The organism is Candidatus Aquiluna sp. IMCC13023, assembly GCF_000257665.1.
Taxonomy (GTDB): domain Bacteria; phylum Actinomycetota; class Actinomycetes; order Actinomycetales; family Microbacteriaceae; genus Aquiluna.
Genome location: NZ_AJKR01000002.1, coordinates 21,833 through 41,571, shown reverse-complemented (window position 1 = coordinate 41,571; position 19,739 = coordinate 21,833). Strand labels below are relative to the sequence as shown.

The window sequence follows — 19,739 nt, the reverse complement described above, 5'->3', positions numbered from 1 at the left end:
GAGCCATGCTGCTTTCAGATAGAGACATCAAAACCCAAATTGACGCCGGTCGTATTGCTCTAGATCCTTTGGATTTGGGGCTAATGCAGCCAAGCAGCATTGACGTGAGGCTAGATCGATTCTTCCGGTTATTTGATAACCACAAGTATCCCTACATTGACCCTCGTGAGCAGCAGGACGATCTAACCCGTTTGGTTGAAGTCAAATCAGACGAAGCGTTTATTTTGCACCCGGGTGAATTCGTGTTGGGGTCGAGCTTTGAATACGTGACCCTGCCGGATGACATCGCAGCAAGGCTCGAAGGCAAGAGCTCGCTTGGACGCCTGGGTCTCTTGACTCATTCAACCGCGGGCTTTGTGGATCCCGGCTTCCAGGGCCATGTGACCCTGGAGCTTTCCAACGTTGCGAGTCTGCCCATAAAGCTTTGGCCGGGCATGAAGATCGGTCAGCTGTGTTTTTTCCAGCTTTCGAGTGCGAGTGAGAATCCTTACGGTACTTCTGCCTACGGATCCAGGTATCAAGGGCAGCGTGGTCCAACTGCCTCCAGGAGCTATCTGAACTTTCATGTCACCGACACCGATAGCAACTCACTCCGCTAGGTACTGGAGTGGCCACCTGTCTTGGTTGGCCAGTTTTCTCTAAGGCCTTAGGCGCGCCGGCCGCATTGAACCAGAAAGCCGCCTGACAAACGAGAGCCGGCCGATTACTTAGTCTGGGTGAAGATAGACATGAGAGACTATGAATGGGCTTGGAATTGTTCCAACCACTGAGCGGATAGGTGCAGTTAATGGGTGAAGGTAATCTCAAAATCGGTGTGGTTGGTGCGGGCGTTATGGGCTCAGGTCACCTCGAGTATCTCTCGCGAGAGGTTCCCGGTGTCACGGTAGCGGCGCTAGCGGAGCCCGACGAGAGCTTGAGGAAAACCGTCCTAGATCGCTTTAATTTGACGTGCCCGGGTTTCAATACCCTTGAGGACATGCTCGATGGAGTCGACCTCGATGGAGTTGTAGTCGCGTCGCCTGATCGTTTCCATGCCGAAAGTATTAGGTTATGTCTTTCTCGACAGATGCCAACCCTGTGTGAGAAGCCCTTGGCGCAGTCGCTTGAGGATGCCGAAGAGCTTTCGGGCCTGGCACAGCAATCGCTGAAAGACGTGGGCCGCCCACTGATTCATTTGGGGTTCATGAGGAGATTTGATCCTCCGTTTGTCGAAGTCAAGAAGCTCATCGAGTCCGGAGAGCTAGGTGCAGTGCTCTATGTCAACGCTTCTACTCGCAACGTGTCATCTGGGAACATCAAGAGCGAAGAGCTCCTAACCAACATCGCGATACATGAGGTAGATACGATTCGTTGGCTTCTCTCAGATGAGTGGTCGGACCTCAAGGTCCTCAAGGGACGATCCACCTCAGCAGCACCCGAGGGGACCCAAGACCCAATTGTTCTGACGGGCAGCACTTCGAACGGCGTGGTGATTGTCGCCGACATCTTTGCTAATAACACCTATGGCTACGACGTTCGATGCGAGCTGACCTTTGAAAAGGGCGTCGTGAGGGTCGGAATTTGGGGCGACGTTTCGGTAGTCAAAAACCACGAGCATCCTGCGCACCCGAGTTTCGCACTCGGAGAAAACTGGATTGCTCGTTTTCGGCAGGCTTATGTCAACGAGCTTCTGGAATGGACTGGAACGCTCAGAGGCAAGAAGTCATCAAATCTTGCGACGGTGGATGATGGACTTCGCGCACTCCAGGTTTTGAACTGGGTGGTCTAAGAACGCAATAAGAATTAGCGCCAGAGGCTCAGACTAAGTTGGTGACAAATTTTTTCATCACGTCGAGATTCGCAGCAATTTCCTCATGAGCATGCACTGCCGACTCCGTAAATTCTTGGGCAACGAAGTGTGCGAACCATTCAGTTTGGCACTAGGGACAGGAGTGCCCTTCACCTCGGTGCAATCAGCTGACCCACAGAATAAGCAATCCCACAACCAGGGGTCAAGAAAGCTGAAGCTTCCCATCCTGTCAGTCTGGGTAGAGAGCTCCTCTAGATGGCTATGGAATCCGCGGAGGGTTTCCTCGGCGCTGGAATTTGGGAGAGGAATTTTGGGTAGCATGTGATAAATCAGTTACTGAAAAAGAGAGGGTGAAGATGCCGACCGTAATCGGTGTAGATTCCTCTACGCAGAGCTGCAAGGTCCTAGTAGTCGACGTCGACTCTGGCGAAATTCTCTCAGAAGCCAGGACCGGGCATCCGGACGGAACAGAAATTGACCCAGAGCTATGGTGGGCCGCCCTTCAAAGTGCTCTCGATCAGGTTGATACTTCAGATGTCCAGGCAATTTCCATTGGCGCTCAGCAACACGGGCTTGTCGCATTGGACGCCTCGGGCGAGGTCGTGAGGCCCGCGCTACTCTGGAACGATACGCGTTCCGCGCCGCAAGCTGAGCACATCATCGCCGAATTCGGCGCTGCGAATCTTGCCGAACGAACGGGATCAGTCCCGGTGGCGTCTTTCACTTCCTCGAAGCTCGCCTGGGTGCGACAGCATGAACCCCAACTAGCCACCAAGATCGCTGCAGTTGCGCTTCCTCATGATTGGTTGACGTGGCGTCTTCGAGGGTATGGCCCGAAAAGAGACTCTCGCTACGGTCCTCAACTTGAAGAGCTCGTGACAGATCGCTCGGACGCTAGCGGTACCGGATACTTTTCTCCCGTAAACAACTCGTACGACGATCAAATTCTTGACTTTGTTCTCGGTCATCGACCCGTGCTTCCCAAGGTCCTCGGCGCTGGCGAATCAGCAGGAAAAACCGAGAATGGCTGGATTGTTGGCCCAGGGGGCGGGGATAACGCGATTGCGGCGCTTGGGCTCGAAACCCACGTTGGGGATGTGGTGATGTCCCTTGGTACGAGTGGAACTGTGTTTGCTGCGACTTCGAAGCCTGCCAATGATGCCACCGGGACCGTTGGTGGTTTCGCCGATGCCGCGGGAGGCTTTCTTCCCCTCGTTGCAACTTTGAATGCTTCCAGACCCATCGATTCCGTCCGTCAACTTCTCGGGTTGTCGTGGGAACAATTCTCAAGCGCGGTCCAGAGTGCGGCTCCAGGGTCCGGAGGGTTAACGCTTCTTCCGTTTTTTGATGGCGAAAGAACCCCCAATCTTCCCGATGCGACCGGATTACTCGGTGGAATATCCCGGTTCAGCCTGACCCCAGCTAACATGGCGCGGGCCGCAGTGGAGGGGGTCGTGTCAAATCTCTCGCATGGCCTTGAGGCGATTGTGAAACAAACGGAAAAACTAAATCGTCTCATGCTCATCGGAGGCGGGGCTCAGAACTTTGGTGTTCAGCATGTGGTAAGTCAGAGTGTGTCATTGCCGGTGATCGTTCCCGAACCGGGCGAGTACGTGGCTTTCGGGGCCGCTAAACAGGCGGCCTGGGTCTTGACCGGAAAACGACCAGGGTGGGAGCTCAAGTCTCGAGCGCTGCCAACCGGAGATATTCACTCTGCTGCGCTGAACCAGTTCGATGACTTGTTGGAAAAGTATGTGGAAAATACCGACTAGGGCGCTCGTTTCCCCCCAGGCGCCAAGCTGAGCTAAGTGGCGATCCGAAGAAACTGAAGCTGGGAGCCTTCCCCTTCCACCATGGGTGCCAGTTGTTGGTTGAATACTTTGCCCTCATCCCCGGCCAGGTGTTGATCGAAAGCATGCTGGTTTGAGTATCGCTCCACAATGACAAACGCACGGTCATCATCGTGTTCGGTGTAGATATCAAAGAAGATATTTCCAGGTTCTGCGCGCACGGCCAAGCCATACTCCCCAATGAGGCTCAGGACTTTGGAATCCTGTCCCTCTATAGCTCGAAACGTGGCGATGAGAGTGACGGGTTCAGTATCCGCTGACATCTAGTTGCTCCTGCGTTCTTGCCCACTCAGAGCGGGACATGGCGACATGTTACTTACCTTTCGAAAATGGCACGTCAGGCAAGCCCAAGCGCCTTATTCAGCGCTCGATGCATCACTTCGGCGTCGAGGGTTTCTCCAGTCCATAGCTGGGCGTTGACGCGCGCTTGGTTGACGAGCATGCCAATTCCCGTCAGGGAAACGCAGCCCGCGGTCTCTGCTGCTTGCAACCATCGGGTCTTCGGCGGATTGGCAACTACATCGGCGACAATCGATCCTGGGGTGAAGCTGGAAAAGTCAACATCGAGGGTTTGCTCGTGGTTGGGGTAAAAACCGAGAGAGGTTGCATTCACAACGAGCGAGCTATCCTCGGGAATGGAGTATCCGGCTGTCCAATCAGCAAATGAGCAGTCGGCTTCAGTCTGGGAATCGACGTGTTGTGCCAGTTTCTTGCCCCGCTCTGGCGACCGATTGACGATAGTGATTTTTTGCGCGCCGGCAAGGGCCAATTCGATAGCGATCGCTCGCGCTGCTCCGCCGGCTCCAAAGATTACAGTTCTAGAACCCTGGGGGTTTTCTATTGTTTTTAGGGCCTCGACGAAGCCTTTGCCGTCGGTATTTTCTCCAATTAGCCGCCCATCCTTGATGACCACCGTGTTAACGGCTCCGATTAGCCTCGCGCTGGGGGCGAGGTCATCGAGGTACTCAAGAATTGCCTCTTTGTGCGGCAGCGAACAGTTAAAGCCCAACCAACCCATCGCAATAGCCCCTGAAACAGCGCCCGCGAGTTTTTCGGGTGCGACTTCGCAATTGATGTATCGCACGTCGAGATTGCTTGCGCCGTACCCGGCCTCCATGACCGCTACGGTCGGGTTTTCTGCCGCAGATAAGGAGAAAGATCCTGTCAATCCACTCAGAAAACTCGTCATTCAACAAGTGTAGTCCTGAGCAACATCACGCTCGGTGTGGCACCTGGAACCTGGTTGGAAACACCCTCACGGGCGGCTCATTCTCTAACGAGATTTAGCAATGAGGTGGAGCATCTTATCCCTGCGGGAGCTTAGGAGGCTCACCTCTTTGTCACGCGGGAAGGTGACGGAGGAATGGCTCAGTCTGGAGGGGTTTGAGGTCTGGCCCGATCCGAGAAGTGCAGCACCGATAACTGCAGCATCAGCGGCCTCTACGTTTGCCAAGGGTCGATTTGCGCAGTCGGCCAGCAGCTGCTTAAACAGGGCATTGGTTGACCCGCCGCCGATCAGGGGCAGAGTTTCAGGCATTTCTCCGCCGGAATCGCTGACAGCCTGCACGGCAAGCGCCACCGCGTGAGCGACACCCTCTAGAGCACTTCGAAGAATCATTTTTCGGGTCGTTCCGAGCGAAATTTCGTGCCACGAGCCACGAAGGCTTGGATCCATAAACGGGGTTCGCTCGCCTGAGAGGTAGGGAATGAAGATTGGATCATCAGACGAAACTCCTTCACTGAGAGCTTCATGAGCCTCATCAAAAGAGCTTCCTAAGAGTTCCAATGTTGGTTTTAGGGCAAGGCCAGCGTTTTGAACCGCGCCAATTCGATACCAACCAGCACCCTTGTTCCCGTTCGTCGCAAAGGTGTGAGTGGACAATGATCGGTCGAGCGTGGGCTCCTTCATTACAGCGACAACCTGGGCGCCGCTTCCGACAGCCACAAAGCCCTCACCGGGTTCTAACCCCAGACCCAATATTGCACACGCGGTATCGGCCCCTCCATAGACGCAAGGAATTCGAAGTCCGCCAAGGGTGACGTGCCCGGCTTCCTCCTGGGAAGGGTGAATTTCAGCAAGGAGGCTCGGTTCAATTCCAGACCATTCGACTGGCAGATTCGCCCACTGCCCTGTTGCAACATCGCACAGAAGCGTCCCGGAAGCGTCGCTGGGCTCGGAGCCAATTTTGCCACCCAGGGCTGCTCGTAACCAGTCCTTGGGTTGCAGAATGTGATGAGCCCGTGCCATCACCTCCGGTTCGTGGCGATTTAGCCAAGCCAGCGTTGTGGCTGCAAAACCCGCCACTGCGGCAGACCCGAGCTTCGCCATCTCCGTAGACCCCAACTCTTCGTTCATTCTTTGAGCTTCGGCGGCAGAACGGGTATCGGCCCAGAGAATTGCCGGACGTAGGGGGTTCAGGGACGCGTCGGTGACAACTACACCGTGCATCTGTCCGGAGAAACCAACTGCTTGTGGCGACTGTGGGGAGAGTTGGATCGCTTGCAGTGCTACTTCCTCCGCAGCCCGAAGCCACTCCAGAGGGTCACTTTCGGCCCATCCAACAAAAGGTGAGTTCACCGCGTACGTTTTGCTTGAACGAGAGAGAATCAATGAGTTGGCAGACACCACGGCCGCCTTAACTGAGCCCGTCCCGAGGTCTATTCCCAGCGTCGCCATAGCCGGTATCCTACCTGAGTTCTCTCCTCTGCCAGATGGTTTCCCGCGCCATCGCGGGTAGGGTTTTTGATGGACTGTGTTAGTGAGATAACAAAAAGGTATCAATCAGGAGTGACGCCGCTGTTCCCCTCCAAGACATGGAGTATGTTCGAGAGACCTAGGAAATCTGGGCACTAATTAAGAGCACTAACAATGAAAGGTAACTCTATGAAGACAACGTTGTTCACTAGCCGGTTCAGAAAGAGCCGATTTGTGTCAAGTCTCGCAGCTGCAGGCGCAGCTGCTCTGATTCTTTCGGGATGTAGCGCAGCTACATCTGAAGCTCCATCAAGCTCTGCAGAATCTGGAACAGTGGCCGAGGAAACTGTGGCTGTGTCTCTAATTTTGAAGAACCTGACCAACCCCTTCTTTGTTGCCATGGAGGCAGGAGCGCGCGCCAAGGCTCTAGAGATCGGTGTTGACTTGACCGTCGGCGCAAGCAAGGAAGAGGGCGACGACCAGGGCCAGATTGACCTCATTGAGGCAGCAATCGCTCAGGGTCAAGCTGGAATCCTAATCACTCCGATGTCGTCGAACATTTACGCAGCGATCACGAAAGCCCGCGAAGCCGGCCTCTTCGTCATCGCGTTGGACTCTCCAACTGATCCTGCGGACATTGTGAGCTCGACATTTGCAACTGACAACTGTGCTGCAGGTGAGGCAATTGGTCAGTGGGCAGCCGGCAAGCTAGACGGCAAGAAAGCCGTTATCGCTCAGCTAGTCATTTTTGATGACCGCGCCGTGCCAGTGGACTACTGTCGTGCAAACGGATTCCTAATGGGCATGGGTATTGACGTACCTACGCTTGAAGAAATGGACAGCGCTGCATCTTCAGGAAGCTACACCTCTGGTACCGGTGGAGACTATGAAATCATCTGTCTAGAAGCAACGGGTGCTAACGAAGAAGGTGGCCGAAGTGGTATGGAACGCTGCCTTGCTGCAAACCCAGACATCAACGTGGTCTACACGATCAACGAACCAACAGCCTTCGGAGCTAACGTAGCTCTAAAAGCAGCTGGAAAAGTGATTGGCGAGGATGTTCTCGTTGTCTCGGTTGACGGTGGACTTGCCGGTGTTAAGGCTGTCCAGGATGGTCAGATCCAGGCTACTTCTCAACAGTATCCACTGAGAATGGCTTCGTACGGCGTCCAGGCAATTTACGACATTGCCACTGGTGGTGCAGCTCCGGCTAATACCTCCGCAAACGGGCAGTTCTTCGACACAGGCGTTACGCTCTGTACCGATGAGACCCAGGACGCAGTGGTTGCGGCTCCTCAAGAGGACTCCGCATACTGCATCGAAAACGCCTGGGGTTAATCTCACCTAGGCACATGTAGAAATGTTGGAGGGCCAGAATGTGGCCCTCCAACATTCCCACAATCAGCCAGCCTCTTAGAGTTGGCCGCTGTAGTAGAACCCGCGTCTTCGTGGTGTACTGTTTTATAAAATTTAGGTTTCCATGGAGGTAAACAGAGTGAGCGAAAAGTCATCGAGCAAAGATGCTGTGGGAAAAGAGTTTGAGTTACGACTGACGCCTATGCGTCGGATACAAAAGACGCTATATCGCTACCCATGGCTTAGCTCGCTGGCCGTTCTCATTTCGGTTGTTTTGGCCTTCGGCCTAGTCAATGAGAGATTCCTACTACCGTCAACTATTTCTTTGATGGTTCAGCAGACCGTTATCGTTGGAAGTCTCGCGTTGGCCCAGTCACTCATTATTTTGACGGCCGGCATCGACTTATCCATCGGGTCAATTATGATTTTCGGCCAGATGGTGATGGCCAACATGGCTGTGTTTGCCGTGGCTTCGAACGTTACGCCCTTCGCTGGGCAGAATCCATACTTAGCAATCATCGTCGGCATTCTGGCGGCCGCGGCGGCCGGATCGCTCAATGGGTTCCTCATCGTTCGCTTTGGATTGCCGCCGTTCATCGTGACCTTGGGAACCTGGAGCGTTTTCATGGGCCTTGCCCTTATCTTCTTCAAGGCCCGGACAATCCAGGGTCCAGAGATGCCAGAAGTCATGCTCTCCTTGGGAGAAGGCTTCTCGGTGGGCCCCTTCTTCGTCACCTTCGGGTTGCTGGTCATGTTCGCCTTATACTTCGCCGTGGCTTGGGTCCTCAGGAACACTGCTTGGGGCAGGCACCTTTATGCAGTGGGCGATGATCCAATCGCTGCAAAACTGACTGGAATTAACACCAATCGGGTGCTCTTTAGCGTTTACCTTGTAGCCGGGCTGATTATGGGCATCACAGCCTTGATCACGATTGGACGTGTGGGTTCGGCGTCTCCGAATGTTGACCCAATGTTGAACCTCCAGTCGATCACTGCCGCGGTAATCGGTGGAATATCTTTGTTTGGAGGACGCGGTGCAGTCGTAGGAGCGCTCATCGGATCGATGATTGTCGTTGCTGTAGAAATGGGATTGTCTCTTGCCGGAGTGGACCAGGCCTACCGAACGGTTGCCATCGGAGTCTTGGTAATTGCCGCTGTCGGTATCGATCAGTGGATTAGAAAGGTAAAAGTATGATGGAGCCCATTGTCAAGGCGCGCGGTCTCGTAAAGCGTTTTGGAACCGTAACCGCCCTCAACGGAGCGGATTTTGATCTGTATCCTGGGGAAGTACTGGCCGTTATCGGCGATAACGGAGCCGGTAAGTCAAGCCTAATCAAGTGTTTTGCTGGGGCTCACTCCGCAGACGACGGCAGCATGTGGGTCAACGGTGAAGAGGTGACATTCGCTAGCACGCATTCAGCTCGCGATCACGGAATCGAGACCGTTTTTCAAACCCTAGCCGTCTCCCCAGCGCTCGACATCGCTTCCAACATGTTTCTGGGCAGAGAGCTCAGGAAAAAAGGTTTCATGGGAACAGTCTTGCGCCAGCTCGACAAGAAGGGCATGCGCCTGCAGGCGGCGGAGCAGCTGAAGAGCTTGGGTATTAGCACTCTTCAGGACATCACCCAAGCAGTCGAGACCCTCTCGGGCGGTCAGCGCCAAGCTGTTGCTGTGGCTCGCGCTGCTGCCTTTGGAAGCCAAGTGATCATTCTCGACGAGCCGACTGCCGCACTTGGTGTGCGCGAGTCAGGGAAGGTTCTTGACCTCATCAAAGACCTAAAGAATCGCGGGTTGACGGTTGTGTTGATTTCGCACAACATGCCGCAGGTTTATGAGGTTGCCGACCGCATCCACGTCCAGAGGCTCGGTAAGCGGGCTGCGGTGGTTACACCTAAGTCAGCGTCGATGAATGACGCCGTGGGAATTATGACCGGTGCAATAGACGTTCCAGAGAGCGAGCAGCAGCTCTCTCCGGTGTAGGCGGTACCTAGCTCCTAGATGTGCTTCCTTGTGAGGTGACTTGTCAATCCGGTTACCGTTATCGGTTTCGGATGCGCTCGAGAAGCCCGCTTCCTTGCGGAAGTTGGGGAATCAGAAGGGCATGTAGAAGGTGATACGCATCGGGCTTTCCCTTTGCGATGGTTGAGGAGGGCTCTCCCTCAGCACTCAATTGGTGGTGCCAACTACCTTTGACCGAGTCCTTGAACATTGATGTCAGGTGGTTGTCCCATTTGGCCATATCGTCTCGGGCGGTCAGCGCGAGACCACCTGTCTCCATCGCCGACGCCGCACTGATTGCTTCTGCAACAACCCACATCATGCGCTCTGTGACGATGGGATTTCCGTCCCAATCAAGCGTGTACACAAAACCCGGCTTGCCATCGGCCGACCAGCCAACACGCTTGGCTGTTTCGTAGAGGCTTCGCGCCGCCTCAGGCATCCAATCGGAATCCTTCACCCCACTGTGGTTTAGCTCCAGGAGCAGTCGGGACCATTCGAAAAGATGGCCAATGGTCACGCCATACGGCCTGTATTCATCGTCAGGTGACTCAGCGTTGAAGTCATGAACCGCGTTGCCGTCGGGGTCAAAGTGCTCTGGCATCATCCACTGAGAGGAGCGAGCATGCCGGTTGATCATGAACTGGCTAATTTCTCTGGCTCGGTCCATCAAAGAGTGGTCCCCTAGTGCTTTACTGGCGGCCATCAAAGCCTCCACAGCATGCATATTTGCATTCGCGCCCAAATAAGGCTCCGTTATAGAGAAGTCTTCATTGAAGGAGTTGGCGAAAATACCCAGATCGTCTCTCCAGAAACGCTCGAACAGTGTTTCTAGGGCGAGTTCCGCAACTCGCTTAGCCTTTGTAACACCAAGCGAGCAAGCAGTGGAGGCCGCGAGCAGGACAAAGGAAGTGTCGTAGGCACTCTTCAGTTCGGAGCCTTCATATCCACTGGGGACACTTCTAAACCCTCCATTTTCTGAATCGAAGAAATCTCCAGCCAAGGAAGTAATTCCGCGCTCTGCGAGGGCAAAACAGTCGTCAAAGCCGAGCTCGCTGGCGATGGAGAAGCTAAACGTCATGCGCGCTGTGATTAGGACAGAGGGCGGAAACGAGGGGTCAACCAGGCCGGCGTTGTCTAGGTGGCCGAATCCTCGGTCAACCAGGGCAGCGTTCTTAGCGAAATCAACGAGCCTGGCAACATTTCGAAGATCCAGCGGCTCGCGCGGGGCCTGCGCCGTTGTCACACCACTCCTTTTTGACCTATAAAGCAGGAATACGGGGCCGTTTCAAGGCACTGCACTATAAGCAAACATTGAGTCGCTGCGACATAGAAATCCTGCCTCGGGATGAGGGCGAATTCCAAGGGACGCAAGTGGTGCTTCCTGGCAGTATCGAGAACTTTCTCATGCGTGGGACTAGCTGGAGACTGGTCGTCGGCCTCCATTCTCAGGAGAGGATTGTCAATGAAGGAATCCAGCGGGAGCACACTGAAAATTGCTTCCGCGGCGCGCACGATACTTATTTCTCCGAGGTGAACCACCTGTGGCCCAGCGCTGAGGCTTGGGTAATTTCGATCAACTATCGCAATTCTGTCTCCGTGGCCCATTTCGTCCAAGGCTTTGAGAAGCGTTCCGGTGAGAACCGGGTCAATACTCTTCAACATATATTCCCCTTCGCTTGAGCTTCAAAATCAGTCCGTCGCTGTTTCACGGTTTCATGTGAGCGCGTGGGGTTAGACGAAGTACTCAGATGCCATGATAGCAAGGCCAACTGACCATGTCGACTACTCGACGCGCCTCATCGTTTTGGCCCCCTGAACAACCCGGTGAGCGAGTCTTTCGCTGCAGTTCCAGAACAGATTGCAAGAATCCAGCTCGTGCTTCTTGCGCTTTGACATTAGTCAGGCTCCACGGCGTGCAGAAACAAGTTAGTTGGTTGCTGTGGGAGCAGCTATAGCCCTAACCGAAATAAGTAGCAGCAAACCAACCACCAAAATCAGCATCAGGCCGAGGATTCCATAGATCGGTGAGAACAGCCCCACGAAGATGGCCCAGGCCGCAGGAGCCAAAAAGCTAACGGCCCTTCCGGTGGTGGCGTAAAGGCCGAAGGCCTCACCCTGCTTGTCATCGGCTGAGAGCCTGGACATCATGGTTCTAGACGCTGCCTGAGCAGGACCCACGAAGGTGCAGAGGAACAAACCAAAACTAAAGAAGGCAATCGTTCCAGCACTCTCAAATACAAACACCCCGAAGCCACCGACTATCACTCCAACTAGCGATACAAAAATAATTCTTCTCGAGCCAACTCGATCCTCAAAGAACGATCCGACGAATGCACCAATTCCGGCAACTATGTTTGCCGCAATTCCGAACAGGATTATTTCGGTCAAGTCCAAGCCGAAGGCGATGCCACCCAGCACCGCACCATAGGCAAAGACACCATTCAGTCCATCGCGGTAGACAGCCGAGGCAATCAAGAACTTCAAAAGGTTTGGGTTTTCTTTCCGCATGATTACAAGCGAGCGAATCAGCTTTTTGTAAGCGAGCAGTACGCCTTCATTCTCAGTGCCAGCAATCGGCTTTGCTTCTGGAACCTTCAACATCAAGGGGATCGAGAAGATAATCACCCAGAACATACTGAGAACCATCACCACTCGGACCGACAGTGCATCAGTGTCTGGGATGCCCAGCAGCTCAGCCCCGCCGAACTGAATGATCCAGAGCGCCATCACCAAAAGGATGATTCCGCCGATGTAGCCAAGTCCCCAACCAAACTGGCTGATCTTGCCCCGCTCATGAGGTCTGGCGACCTCATTCAGCATCGAGTTGTAGTTCACGGTCGCAAACTCGAAGAAGATGCCTCCTGCTGCCAGCAGCACTAGGCCAAATACAAAGAAGTCACTTGAGGGTGCCACGAAGAACATCAAACCGATGGTGCCTGCAAACAAATAAGTGTTGACCATCAGCCAGAACTTCTTGCGCCCCGAGGTGTCAGCCCTGCGGCCAACAATCGGAGCAATGAGAGCGATCAGCACTCCGGCTACAACGCCGGAGATACCAAGCCAGAAGGCTGTGTATTGGCCGGCTTCCTCTATTGAGTAGCCAGCAGGAGCAAAGAATTCACTGGTTATGTAGCGGCCGAAGATAAAGGAGGTGACAACTGTCGGAAAGGCTTGTGATGCCCAGTCCCAGAGTGCCCATGAGAATGTTCCTTTTGGCCGAGCTTGTGCAACGTCGTTGTTGGTCATGGCCTGACATTACTCCTATAGGAGGCTCAGTTAGGCCCCAACAGACCAAAAATTCACTTTTTGGCAACCAGGCAGGCATGAACTAAGTGACGATCCTCGCAACCAAGCTCTAGAATTTTCAAAGTTGAGTCATTCACACTCAACTCTCAGCCAGCCATCCTTGACAAGTTTTAGACCCTAGGACAAACTTGAGCGCATGTGGCTCAACTTGGGCCATAAGTTCACGAGTTTCAAAAATAGCTTTCACAAAGAAGGAGCAACAAATGGGTAGAGCAGTAGGCATTGACTTAGGAACCACAAACAGCGCTGTCACGGTGCTGGAAGCTGGCGAACCAAAGGTCATTTCAAACGCAGAAGGTTTCCGCACCACCCCATCGGTGGTTGCTTTCACTAAGGACGACAATGTCCTAGTTGGTGAAACAGCGAAGCGCCAAGCTGTCACAAACGTAGACCGCACCGTCTCATCGGTGAAGCGTCACATGGGTACCGACTGGAAGTTCAAGGTCGAAGACAAGGATTACACCCCGCAGGAAATCTCAGCGCGTATTTTGATGAAGCTCAAGCGTGATGCTGAGACCTACCTTGGCGAGAGTGTCACCGACGCGGTCATTACCGTTCCGGCATATTTCAACGACGCTGAGCGTCAGGCAACCAAGGAAGCCGGCGAGATTGCCGGCCTAAACGTGCTTCGCATTATCAATGAGCCAACCGCCGCAGCACTTGCCTACGGCTTGGACAAGGGCAAGGAAGATGAATTAATCCTGGTGTTTGACCTTGGTGGTGGAACATTCGATGTTTCGCTACTCGAGGTTGGCAAAGATGATGACTTCTCAACTATCCAGGTCCGTTCAACAAGCGGAGATAACAAGCTTGGTGGAGATGACTGGGACCAGCGAGTGGTCGACTACTTGGTCAAGAAGTTCAAAGAGACAACGGGTGTTGATGTTTCAAAGGACAAGATCGCGCTGCAGCGACTAAAAGAAGCCGCTGAGCAGGCAAAGAAAGAACTGAGCCAGTCAACGACTGCGCAGCTTCAGTTGCCATACCTTTCCCTGACCGACGCAGGTCCTGCGAACCTAGATGAAACCCTCACCAGAGCACAGTTTGAAGACATGACCTCCGATCTACTTGAGAGAACGCGTAAGCCGTTCCTTGACGTAGTAAAGGAAGCCGGAGTGAAGGTGGCTGACATTGCACACGTTGTTATGGTCGGTGGATCAACTCGTATGCCAGCGGTCACCGAGTTGGTAACCAAATTGCTTGGCGGTAAAGAGCCAAACAAGGGCGTAAACCCGGATGAGGTTGTTTCTGTTGGAGCAGCGCTGCAGGCCGGCGTTATCAGGGGAGAACGTAAAGACGTTCTACTTATTGATGTGACCCCACTTGCACTTGGTATCGAAACCAAGGGTGGCATGATGACCAGGTTGATTGATCGCAACACCGCGATTCCAACCAAGAGAAGCGAAACCTTTACAACCGCTGATGACAATCAGCCAAGTGTTTCCATTCAGGTTTTCCAGGGTGAGCGCGAGTTCACCAGGGACAACAAGAGTCTTGGAAACTTCGAGCTAACCGGTATTGCCCCAGCGCCACGTGGCATCCCTCAGGTTGAGGTCACTTTTGACATTGACGCTAACGGAATTGTGCACGTGTCCGCCAAGGACAAGGGAACCGGTAAGGAGCAGTCCATGACCATCACCGGAGGCTCCTCACTGTCTGAAGAAGACATTGAGCGCATGGTGAAGGACGCCGAAGAGCACGCTGCCGAAGATAAGCTGCGCCGCGAAGAAGCAGAAACCCGCAACCAAGCAGAACAGCTTGCCTACTCAACCGACAAGTTGATCAAGGAAAATGACGAGAAGCTACCCGAGGACGTGAAAACTGAGGTTCAGGCAGACGTTGACGAACTCAAGGCGGCGCTCGCGGGTGATGACGCCGATGCGGTCAAGGCTGCTCAAGAGAAGCTATCAACCTCTGCCCAGAAGCTTGGAGAAGCAATCTATGCCAACCAGCCGGCTGAAGGCGAAGAACAGGCTGCTCCAGAGGCAGAAGAAGACGTAGTGGACGCTGAAGTCGTCGAAGACGATGAGGCTGAAGCACCAACTACCGAAGACGCTCCTGAAGATGATGCTCCAGAAGAGAACACCAAGGACAAGAAGTAATGTCTGATAAGAACCTCGACCCCGAGCACAATGAGGGAAATCAGACCGAAGAGATGAAAGAGGAGGGCTCCCCAGTGGAGCCAACCTCTGATTCTTCAGTTGATTCAGATGCCGATGCTGACGTCAACGCCAGTGCTGATGTTCAGGATGAGCAAAAGGACGCGGTTGACCGCGAACTAGAGATCTTCCAGGACATGCAGCGGTTGCAGGCTGATTTTGTGAACTATCGCTCGCGCGTGGAGCGCGACCGAGGTGCCGAGCGTCAGTCTGCTATCTCAGAAGCAATTAGAGCTTTCCTGCCTGCCCTTGATGACCTAACCAGAGCCGAATCGCATGGCGATTTGCCTGAGGGGTCGCCGATGGCAGCAGTTGCTCAAAAGCTAAGGGCTGCCGGTGAAAAATTTGGTCTGGTGTCCTTCGGAGCCAAGGGTGACCGCTTTGACCCAGAGCTTCATGATGCTTTGGTTCAAAACCCAAACCCCGAGGTGACCGTGGCCGAAGTGGCAGACGTGATTGAGCCCGGCTACAAGATTCAAGATCGACTATTGCGACCTGCCAAGGTCGCTGTGTTCTTACCAGCCGAATAAGAGGTGAGTTAGATGGCGTCGCAAGACTGGATTGAAAAGGATTTCTATAAAATCCTTGGGGTCACCAAGGGCGTTAGCGATGCTGACCTCAAAAAGGCCTATCGGAAGTTAGCTAAGGATAATCACCCTGACCTTCACCCCGGAGACCAGGCAGCCGAGTCGAGGTTCAAGGATATCTCAGAGGCCTACGACGTTCTATCCGATGTCACCGAACGCAAGGAGTATGACGCTGTTCGCGCAATGGGCGGCGGTGCTCGTTTCCAGGCCGGTGGTCGTGGAGGTCAAGGCGGCGGCTTTGAAGATGTGTTTTCAAACTTCTTCGGTGGCGGCGGCGGCGGCTTTGGCGGCGGCGGCTTTGCTCCGCAGCGCGGCCAAGACCTAACTACTTCCTCGAGCGTTGACTTCATTGACTCGATTCACGGCACCAACATCAAGCTAACCGTTTCCGGAAAACCGGTGACCTTGAAGGTGCCGGCTGGTATTCAGGATGGTCAAAAGCTCAAACTCAAGGGCAAAGGACAGCCATCACCGAATGGTGGCCAAGCCGGAGATCTTGTCGTGACTATCAAGGTCAGACCGCACCCGGTTTTTACTAGGGACGGCGACAATGTCCGAGTGGTGGTGCCGGTTACTTTTGCCGAAGCAGTACTTGGCGCAGTTATCTCAGTTCCGGTGCTCGGCGGCGAGCCAGTGAAGCTAAAGGTTGCTCCCGGAACACCAAACGGCAGGACCCTGCGCGTAAAGGGCAAGGGTGTTCAACACGAATCTCACCAGGGCGATTTATTGGCCTCGGTGGATATTTTGGTTCCAAACCGAATCAGCAAGAAAGCCGAAGAGGCGCTTCGGGCCTTCGACAGCGAAATACCGGTCGAAGACCCACGAGCGACACTTATCAGTAGGGCAGGACTTCTGTAAGGAGGGGTTGTGGATATTAGCCAGGACACACCACTGTTTGTGATTTCAGTGGCCGCAGAGCTATGCGGCATGCACCCACAAACCCTGAGGCAGTATGACCGAATTGGTTTAGTTTCCCCCACTAGAACCTCCGGTAAATCTCGCCGCTACACAATGCAAGACGTAGCCCATCTCCGCGAAGTCGCAAGGTTGAGTGCCGAGGGGGTCTCTCTTGAGGGCATTAGGCGAGTCCTAGAACTCGTGGACCAAAACACTGCTCTTAATGCCCGCGTGAGAGATCTCGAGCGCGAATTAGCAAACCAGGTAATGAGTCAACCGGGGAACCGGGTGTTTGCAGCCGGTGAGCAAGGCGTAATCAGACTCAACCCGGGACAACGCCCTGAGCGCTCGGGCTCGGTAGTGCTATGGAAGAGGCGTTAGATGAGTCAAGGGCAGCAGGGGCAAGAACAGCAAAAAAGCGCCCTTGAACTATTTGGGATTGACCTGACAGCAATTGCAAGAGCGGGCAAGCTGGATCCCGTTATCGGCAGAGACGCCGAAATTCGCAGGGTTAGCCAAGTGCTATCGCGAAGGACCAAGAATAACCCGGTCCTAATCGGTGAACCAGGTGTTGGAAAGACGGCAGTTGTAGAGGGCTTAGCCCAAAGAATAGTGGCGGGCGATGTGCCAGAAAGCCTAAAGAACAAGGCCCTGATAAGCCTTGATTTATCGGCAATGGTTGCCGGCAGCAAGTTTCGTGGCGAGTTTGAAGAGCGCCTAAAAGCAGTTCTTAAGGAAATTCAGGATGCCGAGGGCGGCATCATCACTTTCGTTGACGAGATTCACACTCTGGTGGGAGCTGGAGCAGCTGATGGCGCAATGGATGCCTCGAACATGCTCAAGCCAATGCTTGCGCGCGGCGAACTTCGCCTAATTGGTGCAACCACACTTGATGAGTACCGCGAGCGGATTGAAAAAGACTCCGCCCTCGAGCGCAGATTCCAGCAAGTTTTCGTGGGAGAACCATCAGTAGAGGACACGGTTGCGATTCTTCGCGGCCTAAAAGAGCGCTACGAGGCTCACCACAAAGTCACCATTGCAGATAGTGCCTTGGTTGCAGCAGCCGGGCTTTCCAACCGCTACATAACCGGTCGACAGTTGCCAGACAAGGCAATTGACCTAGTTGATGAGGCAGCCTCCAGGCTACGCATGGAGATTGACTCTGCTCCGGTTGAGATCGACGAACTTAGGCGGTCAGTAGATCGGCTAAAGCTTGAAGAGCTTGCCTTGAAAAAAGAGAAGGACGAAGCCTCCAAGAGGCGTCTAGAAAAACTTCAAGAGGATTTGGGTGAGAAACAGCAAAAGCTTGATTCTCTAAATGTCCGCTGGGAAAAAGAGCGCAGCGAGCTCAATAAAATCGGTGATCTCAAGACCAAATTGGACTCCCTGAGGATTCAAGCAGAGCGCGCTCAGCGTGAGGGAAACCTAGAGGCGGCTTCCAAGCTGCTATACGGGGAGATTCCAGCCCTTGAAAAAGAACTTAGCGAAGCAGAACGAGCAGAAACTGAAACCCAATCTGCCGACCGAATGGTTGGCGATCGGGTTTCCGAAGACGAGATTGCGGCTGTTGTTTCTGCTTGGACCGGCATTCCAACCGGAAGGTTGCTTGCTGGAGAGTCCAAAAAGCTACTGAATCTAGAGCGAGAGCTTGGCAAGAGACTTATTGGGCAATCAAAGGCGGTCAAGGCTGTTAGCGATGCAGTTCGCAGAACTAAAGCAGGCATTTCCGATCCAGATAGACCAACCGGTTCGTTTTTGTTTCTCGGTCCAACTGGTGTTGGTAAGACTGAGCTTGCGAAGTCGCTAGCGCATTTCTTGTTCGACGACGAGCGTTCCATGGTTCGGATCGACATGAGCGAGTACGGCGAAAAACACAGCGTTAGCCGTCTGATCGGAGCTCCTCCGGGTTATGTCGGATATGGCGAGGGTGGACAGCTGACTGAAGCGGTTAGGCGCAGGCCCTACTCGGTGATTCTTTTTGATGAAATCGAAAAGGCTCACCCCGAGGTCTTTGATGTATTGCTGCAGGTTCTTGACGACGGTCGCCTAACCGACGGTCAGGGCAGAACGGTTGATTTTAGAAACGTGATCATGATTATGACTTCAAACCTTGGTTCTCAGTTCTTGATAGATCAGGAGTTATCTGATGACCAGAAGTCACAGGCTGTTATGGAATCGGTGCGAAGTGCATTCAAGCCAGAGTTTCTAAACAGGCTCGATGACATCGTGCTGTTTGATGCACTAAGCGTTGAAGAGCTTGGCTTCATTGTCGATCTAAACATCGAGAAGCTCACGGCAAGGCTTGAAGACAAGCGCCTAACACTCGGTGTAACGCCGGCTGCAAGATTGTGGTTGGCAGAAAACGGTTATGACCCTGTTTATGGGGCGAGACCGTTGCGCAGACTTATGCAAAGAGAGATTGATGACAAGCTTGCGAACCTGATCCTTGACGGTCAAGTCGAGGATGGGTCAATTGTGAAGGCCGATGTTGCAGTAGATGGCGAACACCTGAGCGTTTTAGCGGAGACGCACGACTAATCGCGATTCTGCCTGCAAGGCACTCGGGGAAGCCCATCCCTCATTTTGCTGCAGCATGATCGCACGCTAACTTAGCGTTCTCTGGCTCTGGTGAAACGTAAGTGATGCGAGGGTTTTAGGGTTCTTGAGGCCTAGTCGGCAAAACGAAGGTCGAACTCTTCCCGCTTTTGCTCGATGACAGTCTCGTTCTTCAATGCCCATTCGGCGAAGCCTCGGGCGACCGGCAGGAGGCTTTTGCCAAGTTCGGTGAGGGAATACTCCACGCGAGGGGGAATCTCCGCGTGCATCTGACGTGCCACTAATCCGTCCCGCTCAAGCTCCTTCAGGGTTTGAGCCAGCATTTTTTGGGAAACGCCCTTGATTTGGCGCTTCAGTTCAGTGAAGCGAATGTGAGGAGGGTTTTGTTCCAGAAATATCAAGATGAGCAGACTCCATTTGGAACCGAGCTTGCTGAAGAGCTTCTGCAAAACCGGCACATTGTGGCTCTCGCAGTCCATGGACACCTCTCCCTCGGTTCCCTTTTGGTTACTCACTCACGTTGAAGTGCCGGGAACCTCACTC

General features: G+C 53.7%; 18 protein-coding genes. 11 read left to right on the top strand and 7 right to left on the bottom strand.

The window, feature by feature from the left end:
• The first annotated feature begins 5 nt into the window (after positions 1-5).
• The 3 genes from dcd (at position 6) to xylB (ending at position 3,561) form a co-directional block, all read left to right on the top strand.
• Positions 6-599 (top strand): dCTP deaminase, encoded by a 594-nt coding sequence (gene dcd, locus IMCC13023_RS01110; protein ID WP_007540361.1) that lies wholly within the window; start codon positions 6-8, stop codon positions 597-599.
• Between the two features lie 188 nt (positions 600-787).
• Positions 788-1,768 (top strand): Gfo/Idh/MocA family protein, encoded by a 981-nt coding sequence (locus tag IMCC13023_RS01105; protein WP_007540360.1) that lies wholly within the window; start codon positions 788-790, stop codon positions 1,766-1,768.
• Between the two features lie 377 nt (positions 1,769-2,145).
• The gene (xylB, locus tag IMCC13023_RS01100) at positions 2,146-3,561 is read left to right on the top strand and encodes a xylulokinase (protein WP_040324933.1); all 1,416 of its coding nucleotides are present in this window, start codon (positions 2,146-2,148) and stop codon (positions 3,559-3,561) included.
• Positions 3,562-3,593: 32 nt separating this feature from the next.
• Here xylB and IMCC13023_RS01095 read toward each other — a convergent pair whose 3' ends face one another.
• The 3 genes from IMCC13023_RS01095 to IMCC13023_RS01085 all read right to left on the bottom strand — a co-directional run bounded on the left by IMCC13023_RS01095 (position 3,594) and on the right by IMCC13023_RS01085 (position 6,316).
• Complete coding sequence (locus tag IMCC13023_RS01095) at positions 3,594-3,902, bottom strand: putative quinol monooxygenase (protein WP_040324763.1); 309 nt, start codon at positions 3,900-3,902, stop codon at positions 3,594-3,596.
• 74 nt (positions 3,903-3,976) lie between these two features.
• Positions 3,977-4,807, bottom strand: coding sequence for a shikimate dehydrogenase (gene aroE / locus IMCC13023_RS01090; protein WP_249859676.1), 831 nt, complete (start codon positions 4,805-4,807; stop codon positions 3,977-3,979).
• 105 nt (positions 4,808-4,912) lie between these two features.
• A complete protein-coding gene (locus IMCC13023_RS01085) occupies positions 4,913-6,316 on the bottom strand; it encodes a xylulokinase (protein WP_050816693.1) in 1,404 nt (467 codons plus the stop codon).
• A 252-nt stretch (positions 6,317-6,568) separates the two neighbouring features.
• Here IMCC13023_RS01085 and IMCC13023_RS01080 point away from each other — a divergent pair, with 252 nt between their 5' ends.
• The 3 genes from IMCC13023_RS01080 to IMCC13023_RS01070 all read left to right on the top strand — a co-directional run bounded on the left by IMCC13023_RS01080 (position 6,569) and on the right by IMCC13023_RS01070 (position 9,670).
• Positions 6,569-7,672 (top strand): substrate-binding domain-containing protein, encoded by a 1,104-nt coding sequence (locus IMCC13023_RS01080; RefSeq protein WP_007540348.1) that lies wholly within the window; start codon positions 6,569-6,571, stop codon positions 7,670-7,672.
• Between the two features lie 157 nt (positions 7,673-7,829).
• Positions 7,830-8,885 (top strand): ABC transporter permease, encoded by a 1,056-nt coding sequence (locus tag IMCC13023_RS01075; RefSeq protein ID WP_249859674.1) that lies wholly within the window; start codon positions 7,830-7,832, stop codon positions 8,883-8,885.
• A complete protein-coding gene (locus IMCC13023_RS01070; protein WP_007540343.1) occupies positions 8,885-9,670 on the top strand; it encodes an ATP-binding cassette domain-containing protein in 786 nt (261 codons plus the stop codon). Before IMCC13023_RS01075 ends, IMCC13023_RS01070 begins: the two co-directional genes overlap by 1 nt.
• Positions 9,671-9,728: 58 nt before the next feature.
• Here IMCC13023_RS01070 and IMCC13023_RS01065 read toward each other — a convergent pair whose 3' ends face one another.
• The 3 genes from IMCC13023_RS01065 to IMCC13023_RS01055 form a co-directional block, all read right to left on the bottom strand.
• On the bottom strand, positions 9,729-10,934 hold the full coding sequence (locus IMCC13023_RS01065; protein WP_007540341.1) for an AGE family epimerase/isomerase: 1,206 nt from the start codon (positions 10,932-10,934) through the stop codon (positions 9,729-9,731).
• Positions 10,931-11,353 carry an RbsD/FucU family protein gene (locus IMCC13023_RS01060; protein ID WP_040324760.1) on the bottom strand — a complete coding sequence of 141 codons (423 nt, stop codon included), beginning with the start codon at positions 11,351-11,353 and terminating at the stop codon, positions 10,931-10,933. The genes IMCC13023_RS01065 and IMCC13023_RS01060 overlap by 4 nt, the downstream gene beginning before the upstream one ends.
• A 264-nt stretch (positions 11,354-11,617) precedes the next feature.
• A complete protein-coding gene (locus IMCC13023_RS01055; protein ID WP_007540337.1) occupies positions 11,618-12,937 on the bottom strand; it encodes an MFS transporter in 1,320 nt (439 codons plus the stop codon).
• A 263-nt stretch (positions 12,938-13,200) separates the two neighbouring features.
• Here IMCC13023_RS01055 and dnaK point away from each other — a divergent pair, with 263 nt between their 5' ends.
• Genes dnaK through IMCC13023_RS01030 form a run of 5 tightly spaced genes read left to right on the top strand, consistent with a single transcriptional unit; the run spans position 13,201 to position 19,178 of the window.
• Positions 13,201-15,099 (top strand): molecular chaperone DnaK, encoded by a 1,899-nt coding sequence (gene dnaK, locus IMCC13023_RS01050; protein ID WP_007540335.1) that lies wholly within the window; start codon positions 13,201-13,203, stop codon positions 15,097-15,099.
• Entirely contained in the window at positions 15,099-15,686 is a 588-nt protein-coding gene (locus IMCC13023_RS01045; RefSeq protein WP_007540333.1) for a nucleotide exchange factor GrpE, read from the top strand. The genes dnaK and IMCC13023_RS01045 overlap by 1 nt, the downstream gene beginning before the upstream one ends.
• A 12-nt stretch (positions 15,687-15,698) precedes the next feature.
• Positions 15,699-16,601, top strand: a complete 903-nt coding sequence (locus IMCC13023_RS01040; RefSeq protein ID WP_007540331.1) for a DnaJ C-terminal domain-containing protein — start codon at positions 15,699-15,701, stop codon at positions 16,599-16,601.
• Between the two features lie 15 nt (positions 16,602-16,616).
• Positions 16,617-17,021: a heat shock protein transcriptional repressor HspR gene (locus tag IMCC13023_RS01035; RefSeq protein ID WP_040324922.1), complete on the top strand. Its 405-nt coding sequence runs from the start codon at positions 16,617-16,619 to the stop codon at positions 17,019-17,021.
• Complete coding sequence (locus IMCC13023_RS01030) at positions 17,022-19,178, top strand: ATP-dependent Clp protease ATP-binding subunit (protein ID WP_007540329.1); 2,157 nt, start codon at positions 17,022-17,024, stop codon at positions 19,176-19,178.
• 131 nt (positions 19,179-19,309) lie between these two features.
• Here the strand turns inward: IMCC13023_RS01030 and IMCC13023_RS01025 are convergent, their stop codons facing one another.
• Positions 19,310-19,711: a winged helix-turn-helix transcriptional regulator gene (locus IMCC13023_RS01025; RefSeq protein ID WP_007540328.1), complete on the bottom strand. Its 402-nt coding sequence runs from the start codon at positions 19,709-19,711 to the stop codon at positions 19,310-19,312.
• Positions 19,712-19,739: the final 28 nt, after the last annotated feature.

What these genes read in the sequence shown, in the direction of transcription:
- dcd (WP_007540361.1), top strand. Translation starts at nt 6, where the DNA reads ATGCTGCTTTCAGATAGAGACATCAAAACCCAAATTGACGCCGGTCGT.
- IMCC13023_RS01105 (WP_007540360.1), top strand. Translation starts at nt 788, where the DNA reads ATGGGTGAAGGTAATCTCAAAATCGGTGTGGTTGGTGCGGGCGTTATG.
- xylB (WP_040324933.1), top strand. Translation starts at nt 2,146, where the DNA reads ATGCCGACCGTAATCGGTGTAGATTCCTCTACGCAGAGCTGCAAGGTC.
- IMCC13023_RS01095 (WP_040324763.1), bottom strand. Translation starts at nt 3,902, where the DNA reads ATGTCAGCGGATACTGAACCCGTCACTCTCATCGCCACGTTTCGAGCT.
- IMCC13023_RS01085 (WP_050816693.1), bottom strand. Translation starts at nt 6,316, where the DNA reads ATGGCGACGCTGGGAATAGACCTCGGGACGGGCTCAGTTAAGGCGGCC.
- IMCC13023_RS01070 (WP_007540343.1), top strand. Translation starts at nt 8,885, where the DNA reads ATGGAGCCCATTGTCAAGGCGCGCGGTCTCGTAAAGCGTTTTGGAACC.
- IMCC13023_RS01060 (WP_040324760.1), bottom strand. Translation starts at nt 11,353, where the DNA reads ATGTTGAAGAGTATTGACCCGGTTCTCACCGGAACGCTTCTCAAAGCC.
- IMCC13023_RS01055 (WP_007540337.1), bottom strand. Translation starts at nt 12,937, where the DNA reads ATGACCAACAACGACGTTGCACAAGCTCGGCCAAAAGGAACATTCTCA.
- dnaK (WP_007540335.1), top strand. Translation starts at nt 13,201, where the DNA reads ATGGGTAGAGCAGTAGGCATTGACTTAGGAACCACAAACAGCGCTGTC.
- IMCC13023_RS01045 (WP_007540333.1), top strand. Translation starts at nt 15,099, where the DNA reads ATGTCTGATAAGAACCTCGACCCCGAGCACAATGAGGGAAATCAGACC.
- IMCC13023_RS01040 (WP_007540331.1), top strand. Translation starts at nt 15,699, where the DNA reads ATGGCGTCGCAAGACTGGATTGAAAAGGATTTCTATAAAATCCTTGGG.
- IMCC13023_RS01030 (WP_007540329.1), top strand. Translation starts at nt 17,022, where the DNA reads ATGAGTCAAGGGCAGCAGGGGCAAGAACAGCAAAAAAGCGCCCTTGAA.